Annotated in this window: 16 protein-coding genes; 5 read left to right on the top strand and 11 right to left on the bottom strand. The window is 70.0% G+C overall.

From position 1 onward, the window contains the following. Nucleotides 1-9 precede the first annotated feature (9 nt). Complete coding sequence (locus KGD87_RS36680) at nt 10-348, top strand: DUF971 domain-containing protein (RefSeq protein ID WP_176424557.1); 339 nt, start codon at nt 10-12, stop codon at nt 346-348. A 7-nt stretch (nt 349-355) separates the two neighbouring features. Continuing rightward, nucleotides 356-2,068, top strand: a complete 1,713-nt coding sequence (locus KGD87_RS36675; RefSeq protein WP_284665515.1) for a serine/threonine-protein kinase — start codon at nt 356-358, stop codon at nt 2,066-2,068. 7 nt (nt 2,069-2,075) lie between these two features. On the opposite strand, the gene KGD87_RS36670 is transcribed toward KGD87_RS36675, so the two are convergent. The 5 genes from KGD87_RS36670 to KGD87_RS36650 form a co-directional block, all read right to left on the bottom strand. After that, on the bottom strand, nt 2,076-2,597 hold the full coding sequence (locus tag KGD87_RS36670; RefSeq protein WP_284665514.1) for a ClpXP protease specificity-enhancing factor SspB: 522 nt from the start codon (nt 2,595-2,597) through the stop codon (nt 2,076-2,078). A 33-nt stretch (nt 2,598-2,630) separates the two neighbouring features. After that, nucleotides 2,631-3,119 carry an SsrA-binding protein SmpB gene (smpB, locus tag KGD87_RS36665; RefSeq protein WP_284665513.1) on the bottom strand — a complete coding sequence of 163 codons (489 nt, stop codon included), beginning with the start codon at nt 3,117-3,119 and terminating at the stop codon, nt 2,631-2,633. Next, on the bottom strand, nt 3,116-3,994 hold the full coding sequence (panC, locus tag KGD87_RS36660; protein WP_284665512.1) for a pantoate--beta-alanine ligase: 879 nt from the start codon (nt 3,992-3,994) through the stop codon (nt 3,116-3,118). The genes smpB and panC overlap by 4 nt, the downstream gene beginning before the upstream one ends. 2 nt (nt 3,995-3,996) lie before the next feature. After that, nucleotides 3,997-4,914, bottom strand: a complete 918-nt coding sequence (panB, locus tag KGD87_RS36655) for a 3-methyl-2-oxobutanoate hydroxymethyltransferase (RefSeq protein WP_163783037.1) — start codon at nt 4,912-4,914, stop codon at nt 3,997-3,999. A 163-nt stretch (nt 4,915-5,077) separates the two neighbouring features. After that, entirely contained in the window at nt 5,078-5,722 is a 645-nt protein-coding gene (locus KGD87_RS36650) for a deoxynucleoside kinase (protein ID WP_284665511.1), read from the bottom strand. 179 nt (nt 5,723-5,901) lie between these two features. On the opposite strand from KGD87_RS36650, the gene KGD87_RS36645 reads away from it, so the two are divergent. Further along, entirely contained in the window at nt 5,902-6,180 is a 279-nt protein-coding gene (locus KGD87_RS36645; RefSeq protein ID WP_043710562.1) for a hypothetical protein, read from the top strand. A 7-nt stretch (nt 6,181-6,187) separates the two neighbouring features. On the opposite strand, the gene rsmA is transcribed toward KGD87_RS36645, so the two are convergent. The 5 genes from rsmA to KGD87_RS36620 form a co-directional block, all read right to left on the bottom strand. Beyond that, nucleotides 6,188-7,039 carry a 16S rRNA (adenine(1518)-N(6)/adenine(1519)-N(6))-dimethyltransferase RsmA gene (gene rsmA / locus KGD87_RS36640; protein ID WP_284665510.1) on the bottom strand — a complete coding sequence of 284 codons (852 nt, stop codon included), beginning with the start codon at nt 7,037-7,039 and terminating at the stop codon, nt 6,188-6,190. 14 nt (nt 7,040-7,053) lie between these two features. Then, nucleotides 7,054-8,049 (bottom strand): tRNA (adenosine(37)-N6)-threonylcarbamoyltransferase complex transferase subunit TsaD, encoded by a 996-nt coding sequence (tsaD, locus tag KGD87_RS36635; protein ID WP_163783034.1) that lies wholly within the window; start codon nt 8,047-8,049, stop codon nt 7,054-7,056. Nucleotides 8,050-8,098: 49 nt separating this feature from the next. Beyond that, a complete protein-coding gene (locus KGD87_RS36630) occupies nt 8,099-10,903 on the bottom strand; it encodes a response regulator (RefSeq protein ID WP_284665509.1) in 2,805 nt (934 codons plus the stop codon). A gap of 199 nt (nt 10,904-11,102) precedes the next feature. Continuing rightward, nucleotides 11,103-16,253 carry a J domain-containing protein gene (locus KGD87_RS36625; protein ID WP_284665508.1) on the bottom strand — a complete coding sequence of 1,717 codons (5,151 nt, stop codon included), beginning with the start codon at nt 16,251-16,253 and terminating at the stop codon, nt 11,103-11,105. Between the two features lie 34 nt (nt 16,254-16,287). Next, the gene (locus KGD87_RS36620; protein WP_163782936.1) at nt 16,288-16,791 is read right to left on the bottom strand and encodes a tRNA (cytidine(34)-2'-O)-methyltransferase; all 504 of its coding nucleotides are present in this window, start codon (nt 16,789-16,791) and stop codon (nt 16,288-16,290) included. Between the two features lie 17 nt (nt 16,792-16,808). Between KGD87_RS36620 and KGD87_RS36615 the strand changes: the two genes are divergently transcribed. Both KGD87_RS36615 and KGD87_RS36610 read left to right on the top strand, forming a co-directional pair. Further along, nucleotides 16,809-17,165, top strand: a complete 357-nt coding sequence (locus KGD87_RS36615) for a DUF192 domain-containing protein (RefSeq protein ID WP_284665507.1) — start codon at nt 16,809-16,811, stop codon at nt 17,163-17,165. Nucleotides 17,166-17,284: 119 nt separating this feature from the next. Beyond that, nucleotides 17,285-18,049, top strand: a complete 765-nt coding sequence (locus KGD87_RS36610) for a Stp1/IreP family PP2C-type Ser/Thr phosphatase (RefSeq protein WP_163782938.1) — start codon at nt 17,285-17,287, stop codon at nt 18,047-18,049. 10 nt (nt 18,050-18,059) lie between these two features. Here KGD87_RS36610 and KGD87_RS36605 read toward each other — a convergent pair whose 3' ends face one another. Then, a complete protein-coding gene (locus tag KGD87_RS36605) occupies nt 18,060-19,088 on the bottom strand; it encodes a nucleotidyltransferase family protein (protein WP_284665506.1) in 1,029 nt (342 codons plus the stop codon).

Here is a 19,088-nt window from a genome sequence, read left to right as displayed (position 1 = left end):
GGTGGAACGTTGAGCTTCTGGGACCGCATCAAGCCCGCCCCCCAAGCCGTCACCGCGACGGACGCACAGCTGTCCTCGGATGGCGCGCGCCTGGACCTGACGTGGGACGACGGGGTGAAGACGGGCGCCGCCGCGCAGGTGCTGCGCCAGCAGTGCCCCTGCGCCGCGTGCGTGGACGAATGGACGAACAAGCGGACGCTGGACCCGTCGAAGGTCCCCGCCGACCTGCGCATCAAGCAGGTGCAGCCCGTGGGCAACTACGCGCTGGCCTTCAGCTTCAGCGACGGCCACACCACCGGCATCTACCCCTGGCAACTGCTGCGCGACGTCACCCAGCCCGCCGCCTGAGCGCCTCGTGAACGAACGCTACCGGCTCGTCCGTCCGCTGGCCTCTGGAGGCATGGCGGAGCTCTTCCTCGGCGTCGCGCGCGGCGCGGAGGGCTTCGAGCGGCCGGTGGCCATCAAGCGGGTGCTGCCCCACCTGGCGCGCGAGCCGGAAATCGCGCGCATGTTCCTGGCCGAGGCCCGGCTGGCCACGCTGCTGCAGCATCAGAACATCGCCACCGTCTACGACGTGGGCCAGGGCCCCGAAGGGCTCTTCCTGGTGATGGAGCTGGTGGACGGATGGGATTTGGGCGTGCTGCTGCGCACGGCCGCGCGCGGGGGCGTGCGCTTCCCTCCGCACCTGGCCGCCTTCATCATCCATCAGGCCCTGGCGGGGCTCGGCCATGCCTACCGGAAGGTGCATGACGGGCAGCCGGTGATGGTGGCCCACCGCGACGTGTCGCCCTCCAACATCCTGGTGTCGCGCGAGGGCGAGGTGAAGCTGACGGACTTCGGCATCGCGCGGATGGCCGGCCCGGCCCACACCGCGCCCGGCGTCTTCCGAGGGAAGGAGGCGTACACCGCGCCCGAGGTGCTGCAAGGCGCGCCCGCCACCGCCGCCAGCGACCAGTTCTCCCTGGGCATCGTGCTCCATGAGCTGCTCACGGGGCGGCATCCGTTCCACACCGAGACGGACGCGAGCGCGGTGGCCCATGCCATCCTGACGCGGCCGGTGGAGCCACTGCCAGGTGTCCCCGCGCCACTGGCGGGCGCCGTCATGCGCATGCTGGCGCGTGCGCCCCAGGAGCGCTTCCACTCACCAGAGTCACTGGCGGAAGGCTTCGCCCGGTGGCTGGCACAGGCCGGCGAGCCCGCGACGTCTCAGACGCTGGCCGCGTTCCTTCGCGGGCTGGGGTTGCCGCCGCCCCTGAGTGAACAGGCAGAGTCCTCCGGGCGGCGCCCCGTGACGCGGACACCGGGTGACGCGGGTTTGTTGGCGATGGCCGTGCCTGCGCCGTCGCCGGCCGAGGCCGCTGCGCTGGAAGAAGCGCCGCTCTCCATGCCGGGCGGCGCGGCGCTCAGCGTCAGTGGGCGGCTGGTGCATCGCTGCCCACGGTGCAGCCACGTGCTCTCCTCGCCCCATGCACGGTGCTCACACTGCGCGATGTGGCCTGATGCCGCGACTGGCGCGGCGGCAACGCCTCGCACGCCCACCGCTCCAGGCGCCTTCGCTCCGTCCGCGGGCCTCGAGCTCACCGCGCATCAGACGCTCGCGGAGAGCGTCCCCCAGACACACGTCACGCCGGGCGCGAAGAGCGTGCTCCACACCGACGCCGACGCACTGGAGCTGGCGGAGCGCCCGCCCTCACCTGAGAGCGACTGGCCCGATGAGGCCGCCCTCCTCCGGCGCTCGCGCCTGAAACGGGCACTGGGGCTGCTGCTCGTGGCGCTGCTGGTGGGCACCGGCATCTGGCTGTGGCCCCAGCGCTCCACCCTGCTCATCCGGGTGATGTCAGCGACGGGGCTCCGCCTGTCGGCCCCGATGCTGCGCGTCGACAGCGACCCGCCTGGAGCCACCGTCTGGGTCCGGGACGCGGAGCTGGGGAGGACGCCGCTGCTGCTTGAGAACCGCTATCCGGCAGGACGCGTCCCCATCCAGGTCCGGCGCAAAGGCCACCGCACGTGGAAGGGGACGTTCTCCGGCGGCGAGGCCGCTCACATCGAGGCGAAGCTGAGGCGCTGAGCGCGCCTCACTTCACCAGGCGCAGATGGCCACGCCGCGGTGGCGGTGGCTCGTCCGGCGGTCCATCCGAGGGTGGAGCGTCGGCGGGAGGCTCATCGCGCCGCTCGCCCTGCACTTCCCGGAGGAAGGTGCGCGGACGCTCCGCGGCCACCGGCATGGGGGCCACGGGCAGGGGCTGCGCCGGACGTGACGCGGCCGACTGCTGGAGCAGCTCCGGCGGCATGTCCTCCGGGTACATCCAGAACTCCTTCGTCACGTGGCTGGCGATGGCGAACAACGCCGACCACGGAACCGCGATGGTGAAGCGCGAGCCAGAGAAGCTCAGCGTGGAGCGAACGCCCCACTCGCCCACCGTCAGGTCCGGTGGGTCGAACCGGTACGAGAGATTGAGGCGCAGGTGCGCCTCCGTCTTGACGGAGGCTGGGACGAGCACGCCCGGACGACGCGCGTCCAGGTGAATCATCACCATGCCCTGGTCGAGCGCGGCCAGCAGCCGCTCCTTCTTGTCGGGAACCTTCTTGTCGTCCATCGGTGTACGGCGAAAGAACTTCGGGCGCCCCTCTCAACGTCGGCGCATCGCCCGGTCCATCTCCCGCTTCGTCTCCCGCTCCTTGATGTCGTGGCGCCGGTCCTCGTGCGTCTTGCCCCGGCAGAGCCCCAGCTCCACCTTGGCACGGCCTTTCCTGAAGTACAGCACAAGCGGGATGATGGAATACCCCCGCTCACGCACCTTCGCCGTCCAACGGTCGATTTCTCCTCGGTGCATCAACAACTTGCGGCCCCGAGTGGGAAGGTGGTCGAAGTAGCTCGCCGCCTTGTAGGAGCCGATGTTCGCGTTGAGCAGGAAGAGCTCGTCCCCCTTGGGGAGCGCGTAGGCGTCCGACAGATTGGCGATTCCGTCTCGCAGTGACTTCACCTCGCTTCCCGTGAGCGACAGCCCGGCCTCCAGCTTTTCGTCGACCGTGTAGTCGAACCGCGCACGACGGTTTTCAGCGATGACTCTCACGCCGGGCTCGCTGCCCACTCCCTTTGACTTCCCTCCGGATGTCATACGCGCCCCGCGCTCTCCTCACCACCCAACTGCATGTTGTCGATGAGGCGCGTCGTGCCACTGAAAGCCGCGACGAGCAACCGGGCAGGCTGCCCGGGCGCCACCGAAGTCAGGGGCGTCAGCCGCTCCGCATCCACCAGCTCCACGTAGTCTTCCCGGAGCCCCGCCGCTTCCAATTCGCGGCGGACGGCCGCCACCAGGGGCCCCGACTCCCGCGTGCCCTCGCGCAGCAACGCCTGGGCGGCCTCGAGCCCCCGGGACAGGGACAGCGCCCGCTGCCGCTCCTCGGGGGACAAGTAGGCATTCCGGCTGCTCATCGCCAGGCCGTCCGGCTCGCGCACCGTCGGCATGCCCACGATGTCCGCGCCCAGGTGCAAGTCCTGGTTGAGGGCCCGGATGACCTGGAGTTGCTGGTAGTCCTTCTCCCCGAAGAGCGCCACCTCCGGGCGGAACAGCGTCAGCAGCTTCGTGACGACGGTGGCCACCCCGCGGAAGTGCCCCGGGCGCCGGGCCCCGCACAGGCCCTGGCTGACGTCCGTCACCTCCACGTACGTCTGGTAGCCCTGGGGGTACATCACCTCCGGGCCCGCGGGCGCGAAGATGACCTGCGCGCCCGCGCTGATGCACTTGGCGACGTCACCCGCGAAGTCCCGGGGGTAGCGGGACAAGTCCTCCCGAGGCCCGAACTGCGTGGGGTTCACGAAGATGGACACGGCCACCACGTCCGCGCGGCGCAGGCCCTCGCGAATGAGCGAGAGGTGTCCTTCATGCAGGAAGCCCATGGTGGGCACCAGCGCGAGCCGGCGCCCTTCCCGACGCAGCCCCGCCGTCCAGTCCTTCACGTCCGCAACGGTTTTCAGGACGGCGGGAGCCATGACTAGGCGGGTCTCCCGTAGACGGGGCCCAGCTTCTCGCCACCCTCGGCGGGCGCGGACGGCTCCACCCGGGCCGCCGGAGCCGGAGCCCCCGCCGCCAGCCGGATGTTCTTGTTCGCCTTGAAGGAGTGCTCCTCGTCCGGGAACGCGCCCTTGCGGACCTCCGCGAAGTAGGCGCCCGCGGCCTCCGTGATGGAGCCGTGGAGGTTGGCGAAGCGCTTCACGAACTTCGGCTTGAAGTCCGGGTTCATGCCCAGCAGGTCGTAGCAAACGAGCACCTGGCCATCACAGTCCACGCCGGCGCCGATGCCAATGGTGGGGATGGACAGGCTCTGCGTCACGGTGCGCGCCAGGTCCATGGGCACGCCTTCCAGCACCAGCGCGTAGGCCCCGGCCTGCTCCAGCGCCAGCGCATCGTCCAGAATCTGCCGCGCCTGGTCCTCGCCGCGGCCCTGGACGACATAGCCGCCCATCTTGTGGACGGACTGCGGCGTCAGCCCCAGGTGCCCCATGACGGGGATGCTCGCGCGGACGATGGCCCGCACCGTGTCCGCGAACTCGGCGCCGCCCTCCAGCTTGATGCTGCCCGCGCCGCCTTCCGCCACCAGCCGGCCCGCGTTGCGGACCGCCTCCTGCGTCGACACCTGGTAGCTCATGAAGGGCAGGTCGGCCACGACGTGCGCCCGGCGCGCGCCGCGGGCGACCGCGGCCGTGTGGTAGACCATCTGGTCCATCGTCACCGGCAGCGTGGAGTCATGCCCCTGGATGACCATGCCCAGCGAGTCACCCACCAGCAGCACGTCCGCACCTGCTTCCTCCAGGATGTGGGCGAATGTCGCGTCGTAGGCGGTGACCATGCAGATCTTCTGGCCGATCTGCTTGAAGCGCTTCAGCGTGTGGATGGTGACCTTGTCCTTCACGGTTCACCTCCTTATGGCTACGGGTTGAACGGCCTGACGGGCCCATTCGCGCCTCGCCGTCCCCACGGGGATCGCCGGGAGCCCTGGGCCCGCCACCGCACTCTAACGCCCCCGCGCCTGCCGTGGGGCATTGAAGGCGGCCGTCCCACCAGGAGCCTGACTTTCAGCCCCGGCGGGAAGCCTTCGGAACGTAATGCTGCGTGCCCGGCTTCGCCTTCCGGATGGTGGCGAGCAGATCTTCCCTGTCTGCCTCGACATTCACGAAGTCGATGTCCGAGGTGTCCACGACGAGGAGCGGCGTGTCCGTGTAGTGGAAGAAGAAGTTGTTGTAGGAGTGGACGAGCCCCTCCAGGTACGTGGGGTCGAACTTGCGCTCGAACTCCCGGCCGCGCTTCTTGATTCGGTGCAGGAGCACGTCCAGGCGGGCCTGGAGGTAGACGACCAGGTCCGGCTTGGCCACGCGGGGCCCGAGCGCCTCGAAGACGCGCTCGTACAGCGCCAGTTCGTGCGCGTCCAGGTTGAGGTGCGCGAAGATGCGGTCCTTGGCGAACAGGTAGTCGCTGACCGTCATCGAGCTGAAGAGGTCCTGCTGGAACAGCTCCTGCTGCTGCCGGAAGCGCGACAGGAGGAAGAAGATCTGCGTCTGGAACGCGAACTTCTGCCGGTCCGTGTAGAAGCTGGAGAGGAAGGGGTTCTCCTCCACGACTTCGAGGATGCGCCGTCCCGCCAGACGCTCCGCCAGGATGTTGGAGAGGCTCGTCTTGCCCACGCCAATGGGCCCTTCCACCACGATGTACCGGTAGTCCATCCGCCCGAGGCCTCCCGCCCACAAAATGCGCGTTGGGACCGCGCGCGCGGGCGGATAACACAACACGGCCGCTGGAATCCGGCAATTTTCCACGAGGGGCCTGCCTCCCTTGACGCTCCGGGACGCATCCCCTACGGTCCGCGCGACTTCATGGCGTGTGCGCGGGGTGGTCTCCGGACATGAGCGGCAGACACAGGGCGAAGACAGTGGTGCGGCTGGAAGAGGCCCGCCAGAGCACGCCCACCCAGCGAGCGCCCACACCTCCCGTGGAGCCGGATCCGCTCTACGGCGTGGTGCTGCTCAAGACGGCAATGGAGCTGAAGCGCCGGCAGGACGGCACCGTGGAGGACATCCTCCGCGGCGTGCTCGCCCGGATGCGCATCCCCGAAGCGGAGTTCTTCGCCTACCTGGAGCAGCAAGGCGGCCTGCTCCAGGCGCTGGGCATGCGCGGACGCTAGCGGCGCCCTACTCCGCGGGCGTGGGCGGGGCCGCCTTCACGGGGCCGAGCGCGCGTTCAATGGCGGCGAACTCCTCGGGCGCCAGCGTCTCCGCGCGGCGCTGCGGCTCCACCCCCGCGGACTCCAGGGCGGCGAGGAGCGTCTCCGTCGTCCCCAGCGTCGGGTCCGACTTGATGGAGTTGATGAGCGTCTTGCGCCGGTGCGCGAAGGACGCCTTCACCACGCGGGTGAAGCGGGCCTCGTCGCTGATGGGCGCGCGCGGCGACTTGCGGCGGGTGAGCCGCAGCACCGCGGAGTCCACCTTCGGCGGCGGATGGAAGCGCCAGGCCTCCAGCGTGAGGACGTTGTCCGCGTCGTAGTGCATGCCCAGCAGCACCGTCAGCAGGCCATAGTCACGATTGCCGGGCTCCGCGGCGAGCCGCACCACGACCTCCTTCTGGAGCGTGAAGACCGCGCGCGAGACATGGGCCCGCTGCTCCAGCACGCGGAAGAGAATGGGGCTGGTGAGGTGGTACGGGAGGTTGCCCGCCACCGCGACGTCAGGCGCGTTGGCCACCTGGGCAAAGTCCACCGTGGCCGCGTTGCCGGACACCACGCGCACGCCGGGGATGGCCTCCTTCTCCAGCACCATCACCATGTCCCGGTCCCGCTCCACGGCGGTGACGCGGGCCCCGGTGGCGGCCAGGAAGCGCGTGAGGTGGCCCAGGCCCGGGCCCAGCTCCACCACCGGCTCATCCGCGCGCAGGTTCAGCGCGTCGGCGATGGCCTCCAGCGCGTCCTCGTCCCCGAGGAAGTTCTGTCCCCAGCTGTACTTGGCGCGCAGGCCATGCCGCTTGAGGATGTCTCTTGGCGATTCCACCCGTCTGCTCCCCTCTACATGCGCCAGGCCGGGTCGGCGGCGAGGCGGAAGTCTCCGCGCAGGCCGCGGCGGTACGCCTCATACCCCGCCACCGCGATCATGGCGCCATTGTCCGTGCACAGCCGCACCGGAGGCAGGAACATGCTCAGCCCCCGCTCCTCGGCCCGCGACTGACAGAGCGCCCGCAGCCGCGAGTTCGCCGCCACGCCGCCGCACAGCACCAGCTGCTGGTGGCCCAGCCGGCGCGCGGCGGCCACCAGCTTCTTCGACAGCACGTCCGCCACGGCCTCCTGGAAGGACGCGCACAGGTCCGCCAGCGCCTGGCCCTGCGGCACGCCGTGCTTCTGCACGTGGTGCAGCACCGCCGTCTTCAACCCGGAGAAGGACACGTCGAAGTTGTCGCCAGGCAGCGCGCGCGGGAAGCGGATGGCCTCCGGGTTGCCCTGCTGCGCCAGTTGGTCGATGGGCTGCCCGCCCGGATACGGCAGGCCCAGGATGCGCGCGGTCTTGTCGTACGCCTCGCCGGCCGCGTCGTCGCGCGTGCTGCCCACCAGCCGGTACTGCCCGTAGGCCTGCACCTCGTAGAGGCTGGTGTGCCCACCGGAGACGACGAGCCCGAGGAACGGCGGCTCCGGCGCCACCTCCAGCAGCCGGATGGCCAGCAGGTGGCCCTCCAGGTGGTTGGCGCCCACGAAGGGCTTGCCCGTCGCCAGGCTCAGTCCCTTGGCCACCTGCACACCCACCAGCAGCGCGCCGATGAGGCCGGGGCCGGACGTGACGGCGATGAGGTCCACGTCGTCGAGCGTCTTGTTCGCCCGCGTCAGGGCCTCGTGGACGACGGGCAGCACCTGGACGATGTGGTTGCGGCTGGCCAGCTCCGGCACCACCCCGCCCCACCGCCGGTGGATGTCCACCTGCGTGGAGACGACATCCGACAGCGCGCGGCGGCCGTCCTCCACGACGGCGGCGGCCGTCTCATCACACGAGGTTTCCAGTCCTAGGACGAGCAAGGCGGCTCACTTCTCGAGGGGCCAATGAAGGAGGTGGGGCCGCCTCCGCTCAGTTGCCCAGCCCCCTGAGCAACGTGCGGACCTCTTCGGCGGAAGTCCCCGTCGGTTCCAGCAACAAGTACTGCTTGTAGGCGTCGGCCGCCTGGGAATTCTTGCCGGTGAACTGTAGCGCCATGCCCAGCGACAGCCAGGCACGGGCGTTGGAGGCCTCTTCCTTGACGACCTCCTGCAGCAGCTTGGCGGCCTCGCGGTAGGCACCGTCCGTGGTGAAGCCGTTCACCAGCGCGATGCCCAGGCCCGCCTTCGCCTCCGTGGCCGTCGGCTTGAGCGCCAGCGCCTTGCGGTAGCTCCCCGCCGCCGACCGGTGCCGCTGGCCGACGACGGCCGCCCTCGCCTGCTTCACCAGCGTGGCGAACTCGACCTCCGGGTCCACGGCGGGCGCCGGCGAAGTGGCGGGCTCGGGCGGCTTCGGCGCCTCGGCGATGGCAGCGCCCGCATCCGGCGTGGCGACGGGCGGCTCCGGCGGAGCCTCGGGGGCCTTGGCCGTACCGTCCTCCGGCGGAGCCTCGGGGGCCTTGGCCGTGGCGTCCTCCGGCGGTGGCGCCTCCTCCGGGGGCGGCGTCTGCTGGGCGTCGCCGTTCGCGGGCGCCTGCGTCTCCACCACGGGAGGCTTCGACGGAGGCGTCTCCGACGGACCGCTGCCCGTCCCCGCGACGACGGCCGCGACCGCGCCGATGAGGACCACCGCCGCGCCGATGAGGAGCCCGGTGCGCTTGGGACGGCCCGCGCTGGCCACGGCTGCGTCACTGCCGTGCGTGGCCGCCGCCGGCTTCCTTTCGGCCGACTGCACGGAAAAAGAGGGCTTCGCGGGAGCAACCGGGGCGGCGTTCGCGGGCGACACGGGCGCGGCATCCACGGGCGTCGCGGACGGCACCGGAGCGGTATCGACCGGCGTCGCGGGCGCGGAGGTGGCCAGCTCTGAAGGCGGAGCCTCCACGGCGGGCGGGGCCGACACCGGGGATGCGAGAACCGGGTCGACCGTGCTGGCCAGTGGCGCGCTGGGCGTGGGCGGCTCGGCGGACAGCTCGGGCACGCCGTGGCCCGGATAAGGCGGCAGCGCGAGCTGGGGCGTGGCGGGGACCTCTTCGGCCACGAACTCCACATCGTCCTGCACCGGCGAGCTGGGCGGCGTCACGTAGCCGCTGCCACTCACCAGCGTCACCTCGGATGACGGCGGTGCCGGTGCCGGCGGGGGCACGGGCGGAAACGGATTGGGTGCCACGGCCGCGCCACCGAAGATGGGCGCACGCGGAGAGGGAGCGGGCTCGACGGCGGGCGCGCTCGCGGCGAAGGCGGAGGAGGAGGAGGCGCCATGGGCCCGCGACGTGTGCGACCAGCCAGAGCCCGGCCCCCAGATGGTGGGTGCGCTGATGCCCTCAGTGTCCACCCGGCTCCAGTCCAGCAGCAAGCTGCGACGCGCGTGATCCACGGCGCGATGTGCCGGCGGCGGCTCGACCAGGAACGCCGAGCCCTCCTGCGCGGGGGCCTCCGAAACCGGCGCTGTCACCGGAACTTCCGGCGTGTACTCGGGCGTGTCCGAGCGCTTGGGCCGCGCGTGGAAGACGACCACGTTGGCGGGCTGCGAAGGCGCGGCGGACGGCGGCGGCGTGGCCGGCTCGTCCTCCACGCCCGCGGGAGGCGCGAGCACGCTCTGCGGCATGGGCCGCGGCGAAGGCTCCGGCGCGGCGGCCACGGGCTCGGGGGCGGCTTCAGGCACCGCGGCTTCGGGAACGGGCTGCGGCGGGCGCTCCGGCGCGGGAGGCGCGGGCTCCACGGTCGCGCTGGCGGGCGGCGCCGTGTTGAGCCACTGCTCGATGCCAGGCTTGCTGCTCTGCACCGGCTCCTGCGGCGCGTTGCCCAGCTCGCGGATGAGGCCCTCGAAGTACAGCTTGCTGATGATGCCCAGCGCGGCCAGGTCCTCGAAGTCCGAGTCCTCCACCACGCGGCTCAACGCGCGCTTGCCGTCGAAGAGCCGCAGCAGGCCGTTCACCTCGTCCGGAATCTCCGACAGGCGGTCGGCGAGCTGGTGGTAGTCGATCTCGAACACCGTCTCGAGCGGCGGCAGCTGCTCGAGCATGCGGCCCCACTCGTCGAGGCGGCGCATGCCCTCCATCAGCAGACCCTGCGTGGAGATTTCGATGCGCTCCGGACGGTCCAGCGCGCTGAACTGCACCTCGAACTGGCCTTCGAAGGTGTTCAGCATCCGGTAGAAGGCGTTCTCGCCCTTGAGCCGTCCCAGCTCCGCGTCGATGACGCGTCCGTCCTTGAAGTAGACGGTGCCGGTGCGCTCGCCCTGGATGTTGATGAGGCCCGTCTTGCGGCCAATCTCGAACGTCTGCACCAGGTCCACCACGCCCATGTCGGCGAGGCTGCCGGCGAAACCACCCTTCGTCGTCTCCCGCTTCTCGATCCGCTCCTTCTCCGCCTTCTGGAGAATCATCTTCACGCGGGTGACGATCTCTTTGATGTAGATCGGCTTGGTCAGGTAGTCGTCACCGCCAAGCTCCAGGCCGCGCACCTTGAACTCGACCGACTTCTGACTCGTCAGGAAGACGAACGGGATGAACTTGAAGCGCTCGTCGGACTTGAGCGTCTTGCACAGCTCGAAGCCGTCCATCTCCGGCATCTTCGTGTCCGCGAGCACGAGGTCCGGAGGGCTGATCTGGACCTTCTCGAGCGCATCCTTGCCGTGAATGGCCGTCGTCACGGAGAAGCCAGCCTTCTTCAGGCTGACCTCCATGACCCGGAGGCTCTTCGCGTCACCATCGACCAGGAGCAGGTGCTGCTTGGCCACGTTCCATGCCTTTCGTCACTGCAGACGGCCCAGGGAGCCTGACGCGGGAGCATCCTGCCCGCTTTCCAGGCGTGTCAATGGCTGGCGCCGGTGGGGACCCTGCCTGGCCTCCTGCTGGACAGGCGGCCCGAATCAGGTGCGGGGGAGAGTCAAATCGGGCCAGGCTGAAGCACCCGCACCCAGTGTGAGGCCTGCCGCGTCAGCGGAAGAAGCCTCCCTTCTTCGGAGGGTTCTTCTTGCGCATGTCGATGAGCCGCAGCTCCTGGTTGGCCTCCAGGTGCTTGGGGTTGGCGCGCACGGCCTCGCGGAAGAAGCGCTCCGCGCGGTCCATGTCGCCTTCGACCCGGGCGATGACGCCGAGCTGGTAGTGCGCCCGATCACAACTCGGGTCGGCGCGCACCACGTCCGCCATCATCTGCTTGGCCTTGGCCATGTCCGCCTTGCGCGCAGGATCCATGTAGATGGCCCAGGCGCGCGCGGCCAGGTACTGGGGCTTGGGGTCCAGCGTGTGGGCGCGCTCGTAGTGCTCGGAGGCCGTCGTGAAGTCACGCTTGCGGAAGAAGACCTCGCCCATCTTGTACAGGTCGTCGGCGCTGCTGTCGGCGCGACCCTGCGGGCGGAGGACCGGAGCGGTCGGCGCGGACGCGGGCGGCTTGGGCAGGGCCTGCTGGGCTTGGAGGTTCTGCTGGTACGTCTTGCGCCGCGTGTCGTCGTAGAGGATCTCGTAGGCCTCGCGGATGGCCTCGAACACGGCGGTGATCTTCGACGCCATGTGCGGCAGCGACGGCGGCAGGCGGTCTGGATGGAAGATCTTGGCCAGGGTGAGGAAGGCGGTCTTCACCTGGTCACGCGTGGCGTCCTGGGGAACGCCGAGCACGTAGAAGTGGTCTCGCCTGGCCTGGATGTCCGCGAAGCGCTGCTCGAGCTGCTGGGCCAGGCGGGCCTCGTCGGGCTTGGGGGGCTCGGAGGCCGCGGGCGCCGGAGCGGCGGGTTCGCTCGTGGGCGCGGGCGCGGCGCCCGGTGCGGCGGGCGGGCGCCCACCCAGGACACCCATGTTCTCCATGGCGCGGCGCAAGAGGCGCTGCCGCCGGAGCTTCGCTGCCTCGTCGGGGTTGGAGGGATCTGCCGCCACGTCGTCCTCGTCAAAGTCCCAGTCGTCCAGGTCTCCGGACGGCTCGTCCCAGTCAGTCTGGCCAGTTGGCCATGAGTTGTCACCGGGGAAGGCCCCCGATGGATCCGGTGCTACCGGTTCGATGGTCGCTTCGACAATGGCCTCGACAGGAGGCTCGTCGAAATCGACGTTCGCCTGATTGACATCCGAGCGGACGAGCGACTCCAGGTGCGTATCGACCTGGAGGAGCGCGGCCTCGAAGGACGCCGTCAGGTTGTCGGCACCCTCGTCCTTGTCGAAGGCGACAATGCGCCAGAGGTCCTCGTCACCTGTCTTGGGCGCGGCCGGGCGCGGCGCGGGCGCGGACGGTTGGGTGGCCCAGTTGGCGTCGTCCTCTTCGTCGGGAGTCGCCTCCAGCAGGATGTCCGCGTCGTCTTCTGCGACAGGCGTGAGGACCGGAGGGTCGCCCGCGGAGGGGCGGGCGGCTGGCGCGGGCAGGGGCTCGGCGAGGGCCCAGAGTTCGGGCTCGGGTTCGACTTCCAGCAGCGGGAGCTCCGACTCGGTGTCGGACGCGGCGCTGAGGGAGATGGATTCGGTGTGCCACTGCTCGTCCTGGACGGGGACGCGGTCCTGCGTCCGCGTGGGCGGCGTGGGCTGGGGCGGCTCGTCCGCGAGCCATGGCTCGAGCGGCTGGGACTTCGAGCGGCGCAGGGCCTCCTCCATGTCGTGGAGGAGCTCGGCCTGGGCCTTCTCCCGGGCGGCACGCAGGGCGTCCGCGCTTTCCGCCAGAGCGGCCAGGTCCAGGTCGGATGCACCGGCGTTCGGGACGGAGTCCGCCTCGGAAGGCTGAGCGGGAAGCTCGGTGAGCAGGATGTCGCCCACATCGAGCGTGAGGGCCTCGACGTCCTCGGCCGCGAGTTCCGGGATGGAGGCGGACTGCGTGGACGCTTCGGCGAGACTGGCTTCATCTGACTGACGGGCCTGTTCGGCGGCGCGAGCTTCCTTGTCGCGACGGACGGCATCGTCGCGGCGGCGTTCGACCTCCAGGCGGGCTTCTTCGGCCTGGCGGGCCGCTGCTTCGACGCGCGCGACCTCGGCGAGGCGGGCCTCCTCCGCGGCCCAGATCTCCTCCGCGCGGCGGGCTTCTCTCGCCAGGCGGGCGGACTCCGCGAGACGGCGCTCCTCGATGAGGCAGGCTTCTTCGGCCAGGCGTTCCGCTTCAAGCCGAGCCTCTTCCGCGAGACGGGCCTCCTCAGCAAGACGCTCCGCCTCTTCCGCGAGGCGCTCTGCCTCGAGCCGAGCGGCCTCCGCACGCTGCGTCTCTTCGGCGAGCCGGGCCTCCTCTTCGAGGCGCGCTTCTTCGGCGAGACGGGCCTCTTCCGCGAGGCGATGCTCTTCTTCGAGGCGTGCTTCTTCCGCGAGGCGACGCTCTTCTTTGAAACGCGCTTCTTGGGCGAGGCGACGCTCTTCCGCGAGGCGCGCTTCTTCCGCGAGCTGAGCCTCTTCCGCTAGACGACGCTCTTCTTCGAGGCGCGCTTCTTCTGCGAGCTGAGCCTCCTGCGCAAGTCGAGCCTCTTCCGCTAGACGACGCTCTTCTTCGAGGCGCGCTTCTTCGGCGATGCGGGCCTCTTTCGCCTGACGACGCTCTTCTTCGAGTCGAGCCTCTTCCGCCTGACGGCGCTCTTCTTCGAGCCGCGCCTCTTCCGCTAGACGACGCTCTTCTTCGAGGCGCGCTTCTTCGGCCAGACGACGCTCTTCTTCGAGCCGCGCCTCTTCAGCCAGACGACGCTCTTCTTCGAGCCGCGCCTCTTCCGCTACCCGAGCCTCTTCGGCGAGGCGGCGTTCTTCTTCGAGTCGCGCCTCTTCCGCCAAGCGCGCTTCTTCGAGCCGAGCCTCTTCGGCCAGACGACGCTCTTCTTCGAGCCGAGCCTCTTCCGCTACCCGAGCCTCTTCGGCGAGGCGGCGTTCTTCTTCGAGTCGCGCCTCTTCCGCCAAGCGCGCTTCTTCGGCAAGGCGTTCTGCCTCAATCCGAGCCTCTTCCGCCAAGCGCGCTTCTTCGGCGATGCGCGCCGCTTCAAGAAGAGCCGCTTCTGCCAGACGAGCTTCCTCCGCCAGACGCTCCGCCTCTAGCCGGGCCTCTTCCGCCAGACGGCGCTCTTCTTCGAGCCGCGCGTCCTCAGCAAGTCGCGCCTCCTCCGCGAGGCGACGCTCCTCTTCCGCTAGCCGCGCTTCTTCCGCGAGGCGACGCTCCTCTTCCGCTAGCCGCGCTTCTTCCGCGAGGCGACGCTCCTCTTCCGCGAGACGGCGCTCTTCTTCGAGCCGCGCCTCTTCCGCGAGGCGAGCTTCTTCGGCGAGACGCACTTCTTCAGCTAGGCGCTCCGCCTCAAGCCGGGCCTCCTCCGCGAGACGCGCCTCTTCCGCAATGCGTTCCGCCTCAAGCCGGGCTTCCTCTTCGAGCCGAGCCTCTTCAGCAAGGCGTTCTGCCTCAATCCGAGCTTCTTCAGCCAAGCGCACTTCTTCAGCGAGCCGAGCCTCTTCAGCTAGCCGACGCTCTTCTTCGAGGCGGGCTTCCTCTGCGAGCCGAGCCTCTTCGGCCAGACGAAGCTCTTCTTCGAGCCGGGCTTCTTCGGCCAGACGACGCTCTTCTTCAAGGCGCGCTTCCTCTGCGAGCCGGGCCTCCTCGGCAAGCCGCTCCTCTTCGAGGCGGGCCTCTTCGGCCAGACGACGCTCTTCTTCGAGGCGCGCTTCCTCTGCGAGCCGGGCCTCCTCGGCCAGACGACGCTCTTCTTCGAGCCGAGCCTCTTCAGCGAGACGACGCTCTTCTTCGAGCCGAGCCTCTTCAGCGAGACGACGCTCTTCTTCGAGGCGGGCCTCTTCGGCCAGACGACGCTCTTCTTCGAGGCGGGCCTCTTCGGCCAGACGAGCCTCCTCAGCCAGCCGACGCTCCTCTTCGAGCCGAGCTTCCTCAGCGAGACGAACCTCCTCGGCAAGCCGCTCCGCTTCAGCCACACGACGCTCTTCTTCGAGTCGGGCTTCTTCCGCGAGCCGAGCCTCCTCAGCTAGCCGAGCAGCTTCCGCGAGGCGCGAGGCCTCAATCCGAGCCTCTTCAGCCAAGCGCGCTTCTTCCGCCACACGACGCTCTTCTTCGAGCCGAGCCTCCTCCGCAAGCCGAGCCTCCTCCGCAAGCCGGGCCTCCTCGGCAAGCCGGGCTTCCTCAGCAAGCCGAGCCTCCTCGGCAAGCCGCTCCGCCTCGAGCCGGGCCTCCTCAGCAAGCCGGGCCTCCTCGGCAAGCCGCTCCTCCGCAAGCCGGGCCTCCTCCGCAAGCCGAGCCTCCTCCGCAAGCCGCTCCGCCTCGAGCCGAGCCTCCTCCGCAAGCCGGGCCTCCTCGGCAAGCCGCTCCGCCTCGAGCCGGGCCTCCTCGGCAAGCCGCTCCGCCTCGAGCCGAGCCTCCTCCGCAAGCCGGGCCTCCTCCGCAAGCCGGGCCTCCTCCGCAAGCCGCTCCGCCTCGAGCCGAGCCTCCTCCGCAAGCCGCCGCTCTTCTTCGAGCCGCGCTTCCTCCTCCGCCCGCTGCCGAGCCTCTTCCTCCTCCCGTCGAACCCGCTCGCGCTCCTCCCAGTCCTCCACGGAGAGCGCCTGCACCCAGCCCTCACGCTCCAGCACGAGCAGCAGCGCTTCCTGCGCGGGCGTCAGCGACTCCGGCTCACGGAACTCCGCCAACGTCTCCAGGAACGCCCGCTCCGAAGCATCCGCGAGCCACGGCCCACAGGCCTCGACATCCTCACACCGGAACACCCGCGCCGCCGCGCCGCCATGAATCGGCCCCTCCAGCGCCGCGCGCACCACCCGCACGCCCGAGATGGGCCGAAACCCCTCCGTATCCACCGTCCCCGGCTCGAACGCGGCCTGCTCCGCCAGCGCACTCAACCGCCGGACCTGCGCGAGCACCTGCTGCTCCGCCACCACCTCCGGCGCCAACTCGAACGCCTCCAGCGTCTCCTCGTCCGGAGCCCCTGCCCCACCCCGCGCCCACAGCGTGTCCAGCGCCTCCGCGTCCAGCATCCCGGCCTGGAGCAACGCCTGCGCCGGGCTCTGGAACCCGAAGCCCAGCTGCGTCCCCACGAGGTTCCCCTCGCGCAGCCACAGCCGGGACTCACGCCCTCCCGAGGAAAGCGTGAGCCGCCCGGTGGCGCGGGACTTGTGGGCGGAATAGAGCGCTTCGGCGGCCTGCGACGAGGTCATGCGTCGCCGCAGTGTAATCCCTCTACACGGCCCCTCAACTTGCCGGGGGTGCTTGCCTGCCCGCTCCGGTGAAACCGACCTGTCGCAGGGCCTCATAGGTCCCGATTCCCACCGACGTGGACAGGTTCAGGCTCCGGCGGTCCTCCAGCATGGGAATGGTGACGGCCGTCCCCGTGCCCCCCTCCATCACCTCCGGCGCCAGCCCGGACACCTCCGAGCCGAACACCAGGTGGTCCCCCTCCTCGAACCGGGCCTCATACAGGGATGTCGCGGCCCGGGCGGAGAAGAGCCACCGCCGGGCCTCCGGGTAGTCCGCCACATAGGCCGCGTAGGTTGGATACAGGCGGAGAAATACCTTGTCCCAGTAGTCCAGCCCCGCCCGCTTGAGCTGCCGGTCGTCAATGGAGAAGCCCAGGGGCTCCACCAGGATGAGCCGGCAGCCCGTCACCGCGCACAGGCGGGCGACGTTGCCGGTGTTGGGGGGAATCTGGGGAGAAACGAGGACCAGGTGGAGAGGACGCGCCAGGGGCTCGAGCATGGGGTAGAAGGCGCTACATGCGCTGGAAGGTGAACAACGAGACGCGGCAACGGCTGCTGGCGGACCGGGCCGACAAGGCCACCTCGTTCCTCCAACGGTTCAAGGGACTCATGGGGCGCCGCTCGCTGGAGGTGGGCGAGGGGCTCCATATCGTCCCCTGCAACTCCATCCACACTTTCTTCATGCGCATCCCCATTGACGTGCTGTTCCTGGACGCCCAGGGCCGCATCGTCAAGCAGCTGCCCGCCTTGCCGCCCTGGCGCGCGACATCCGTGTATTTCCAGTCACGCTCGGTCCTGGAGCTCCCCGCGGGGGTCCTGGCCGCCAGCGGCACCCAGGAAGGTGACGTGCTGAGCTTCGAGCCGGTTCCTTGAGGCCCTGCCCGAAGTGCCCCTGCCTGTCCGGCCGGGATGCACGAGTTTTGACCGATTTCCGAGCGCTTTGGTAACCTCCGGCGCCACGTTTTCTCGCCCCTTTAGAAGAGTTCTCGCGCATGCGCATCGAGGTCGCTGGCAGCACCCACGTTGGGATGAAGCGGAATCACAACGAGGACAACTTCCTGATGCTCCCGGAAGAGTTTCTCTTCTGCGTGGCGGATGGCATGGGTGGCCACTCGTCTGGAGAAATCGCCAGCCGCATCGCGGTGGACGAACTCGGGGAGTTCTACAAGCTCACGGCCAAGGACCAGGACTGCACCTGGCCCTTCAAGATGGACAAGACGCGCAACTATGACGAGAACCGGATCGCCACCGGCATCAAGCTCGCCAACGCGCGCATCTTCGAGAAGGCCTGCTCCGAGTCCAAGTACAAGGGCATGGGCACCACCATCGTCACGGTGCACTTCGGCCAGAGCGCCGTCTACGTGGGCCACGTCGGCGACAGCCGCGTGTACTACTTCCGCGGCGGCGCCCTGAAGCAGGTGACGGAGGACCACTCCCTCCTCAACGACTACCTCAAGGCGAAGAAGCTCTCGCCGGAGGAAATCGAGAACTTCCCCCACAAGAACGTCATCGTCCGCGCGCTGGGCATGAAGGAGAACGTCCAGGTGGATGTCTCCCGCGTGGAGCCGCAGGAGGACGACGTCTTCCTGCTCTGCTCGGACGGCCTGAGCGGCATGGTGACGGACGCGCAGATGCAGGAAATCCTGCAGCGCACGCCGGAGCTGGAGAAGGCCTGCTCGCAGCTCATCGACATGGCCAACGCCGCGGGTGGCAACGACAACGTCACCTGCGTGCTGGCCCGCTACCACGCCGCCTGAGCGGCGGCGCTCAGCGCCCCTTCAGCGGCGCGGCAATCCGGTGCGCGCCCCAGGCGAGCACCTCGGAGAGCGACTCCCCGGAGGACACCTCGGTGTCCTCGAAGACGGTGGCTCGCGCAAGCCGCGCCCCTGAAGCCACCTTCGCGCCCGGCTCCAGCGACACGCCCGGCCCCACGCAGGCCCCGTCCGCCACCGCGCAGCCCCGCCCCAGGTACACCGGGCCCTCCACCGCGCCGTCCACGCGCGCCTCCGCGTGCGCCCAGGTGCTGCTCGCGCCGCGCGCGGTCCCCGCCAGCGGTGAGTCCGCGCCCAGCCACTCCAGCCGGACGCGGCCGGCGAGCACGTCCTGCACGGTGGCGAGGTAGCGCGACGGCGTGCCCAGGTCGGACCAGTACCCGTCCACCCGCACGCCGCGCACCATCTGCCCCGCCGCCATGGCGCGCACGTAGACCTCGCGGTTGATGTCCTCCGCACCCTCCGGCGACATGAAGTCGAAGACGCGCGGCGACATCACGTGCACGCCGGTGAAGTGCCACGGCGCCAGGCCCTCACCGCCGGGGCCGTGGCCAGCGATGCGGCGCACACGGCCCTCCACGTCCAGCTCCACCGCCGCGTAGGTCTCCCCCGCGGGCATGGGCTGCAGCACCATGGTGGCCAGCGCGCCAGAGGCCTTATGCACGGCCACCACCGGCCGCAGGTCCACCGGGTAGAGGATGTCGCCGTTGAAGACGATGAAGTCGCCGTCCGACAGGAAGTCCCGCAGGCCGCGGACGCCGCCGCCGGTGCCCTGGATGACGGGCTCGTTCACCCCGTGCAGCGGCAGCCCCGCGCGGGCGCACTCGGCGCGGGCCACGGCCGCCATGGTGTCCGGCAGGTGGTGGGTGTTGATGCCCACCGCCGTCACGCCCGCGGCCTTCAGCACCGCCAGGTGGTAGCGCAGCAGCGGCTGCCCCAGGAAGGGCATCGCCGGCTTGGGCCAGCGTTCGGTGAGCGGGCGCAGGCGCGTGCCCAGGCCCGCGCAGAGGACCATGGCCTTCAT

The organism is Myxococcus sp. SDU36 (genome assembly GCF_030168875.1).
Classification (GTDB): Bacteria; Myxococcota; Myxococcia; order Myxococcales; family Myxococcaceae; genus Myxococcus; species Myxococcus vastator.
The sequence above is the reverse complement of the archived record's forward strand: the minus strand, read 5'-3'. Positions and strand labels throughout refer to the sequence as shown.

Coding starts and splice junctions, on each gene's coding strand:
- KGD87_RS36615 (WP_284665507.1), top strand. CDS start 16,809: ATGCGCTGGAAGGTGAACAACGAGACGCGGCAACGGCTGCTGGCGGAC.
- panC (WP_284665512.1), bottom strand. CDS start 3,994: ATGGCTCCCGCCGTCCTGAAAACCGTTGCGGACGTGAAGGACTGGACG.
- KGD87_RS36620 (WP_163782936.1), bottom strand. CDS start 16,791: ATGCTCGAGCCCCTGGCGCGTCCTCTCCACCTGGTCCTCGTTTCTCCC.
- KGD87_RS36605 (WP_284665506.1), bottom strand. CDS start 19,088: ATGAAGGCCATGGTCCTCTGCGCGGGCCTGGGCACGCGCCTGCGCCCG.
- smpB (WP_284665513.1), bottom strand. CDS start 3,119: ATGACATCCGGAGGGAAGTCAAAGGGAGTGGGCAGCGAGCCCGGCGTG.
- KGD87_RS36670 (WP_284665514.1), bottom strand. CDS start 2,597: ATGGACGACAAGAAGGTTCCCGACAAGAAGGAGCGGCTGCTGGCCGCG.
- KGD87_RS36610 (WP_163782938.1), top strand. CDS start 17,285: ATGCGCATCGAGGTCGCTGGCAGCACCCACGTTGGGATGAAGCGGAAT.
- KGD87_RS36650 (WP_284665511.1), bottom strand. CDS start 5,722: ATGGACTACCGGTACATCGTGGTGGAAGGGCCCATTGGCGTGGGCAAG.
- KGD87_RS36625 (WP_284665508.1), bottom strand. CDS start 16,253: ATGACCTCGTCGCAGGCCGCCGAAGCGCTCTATTCCGCCCACAAGTCC.
- KGD87_RS36645 (WP_043710562.1), top strand. CDS start 5,902: ATGAGCGGCAGACACAGGGCGAAGACAGTGGTGCGGCTGGAAGAGGCC.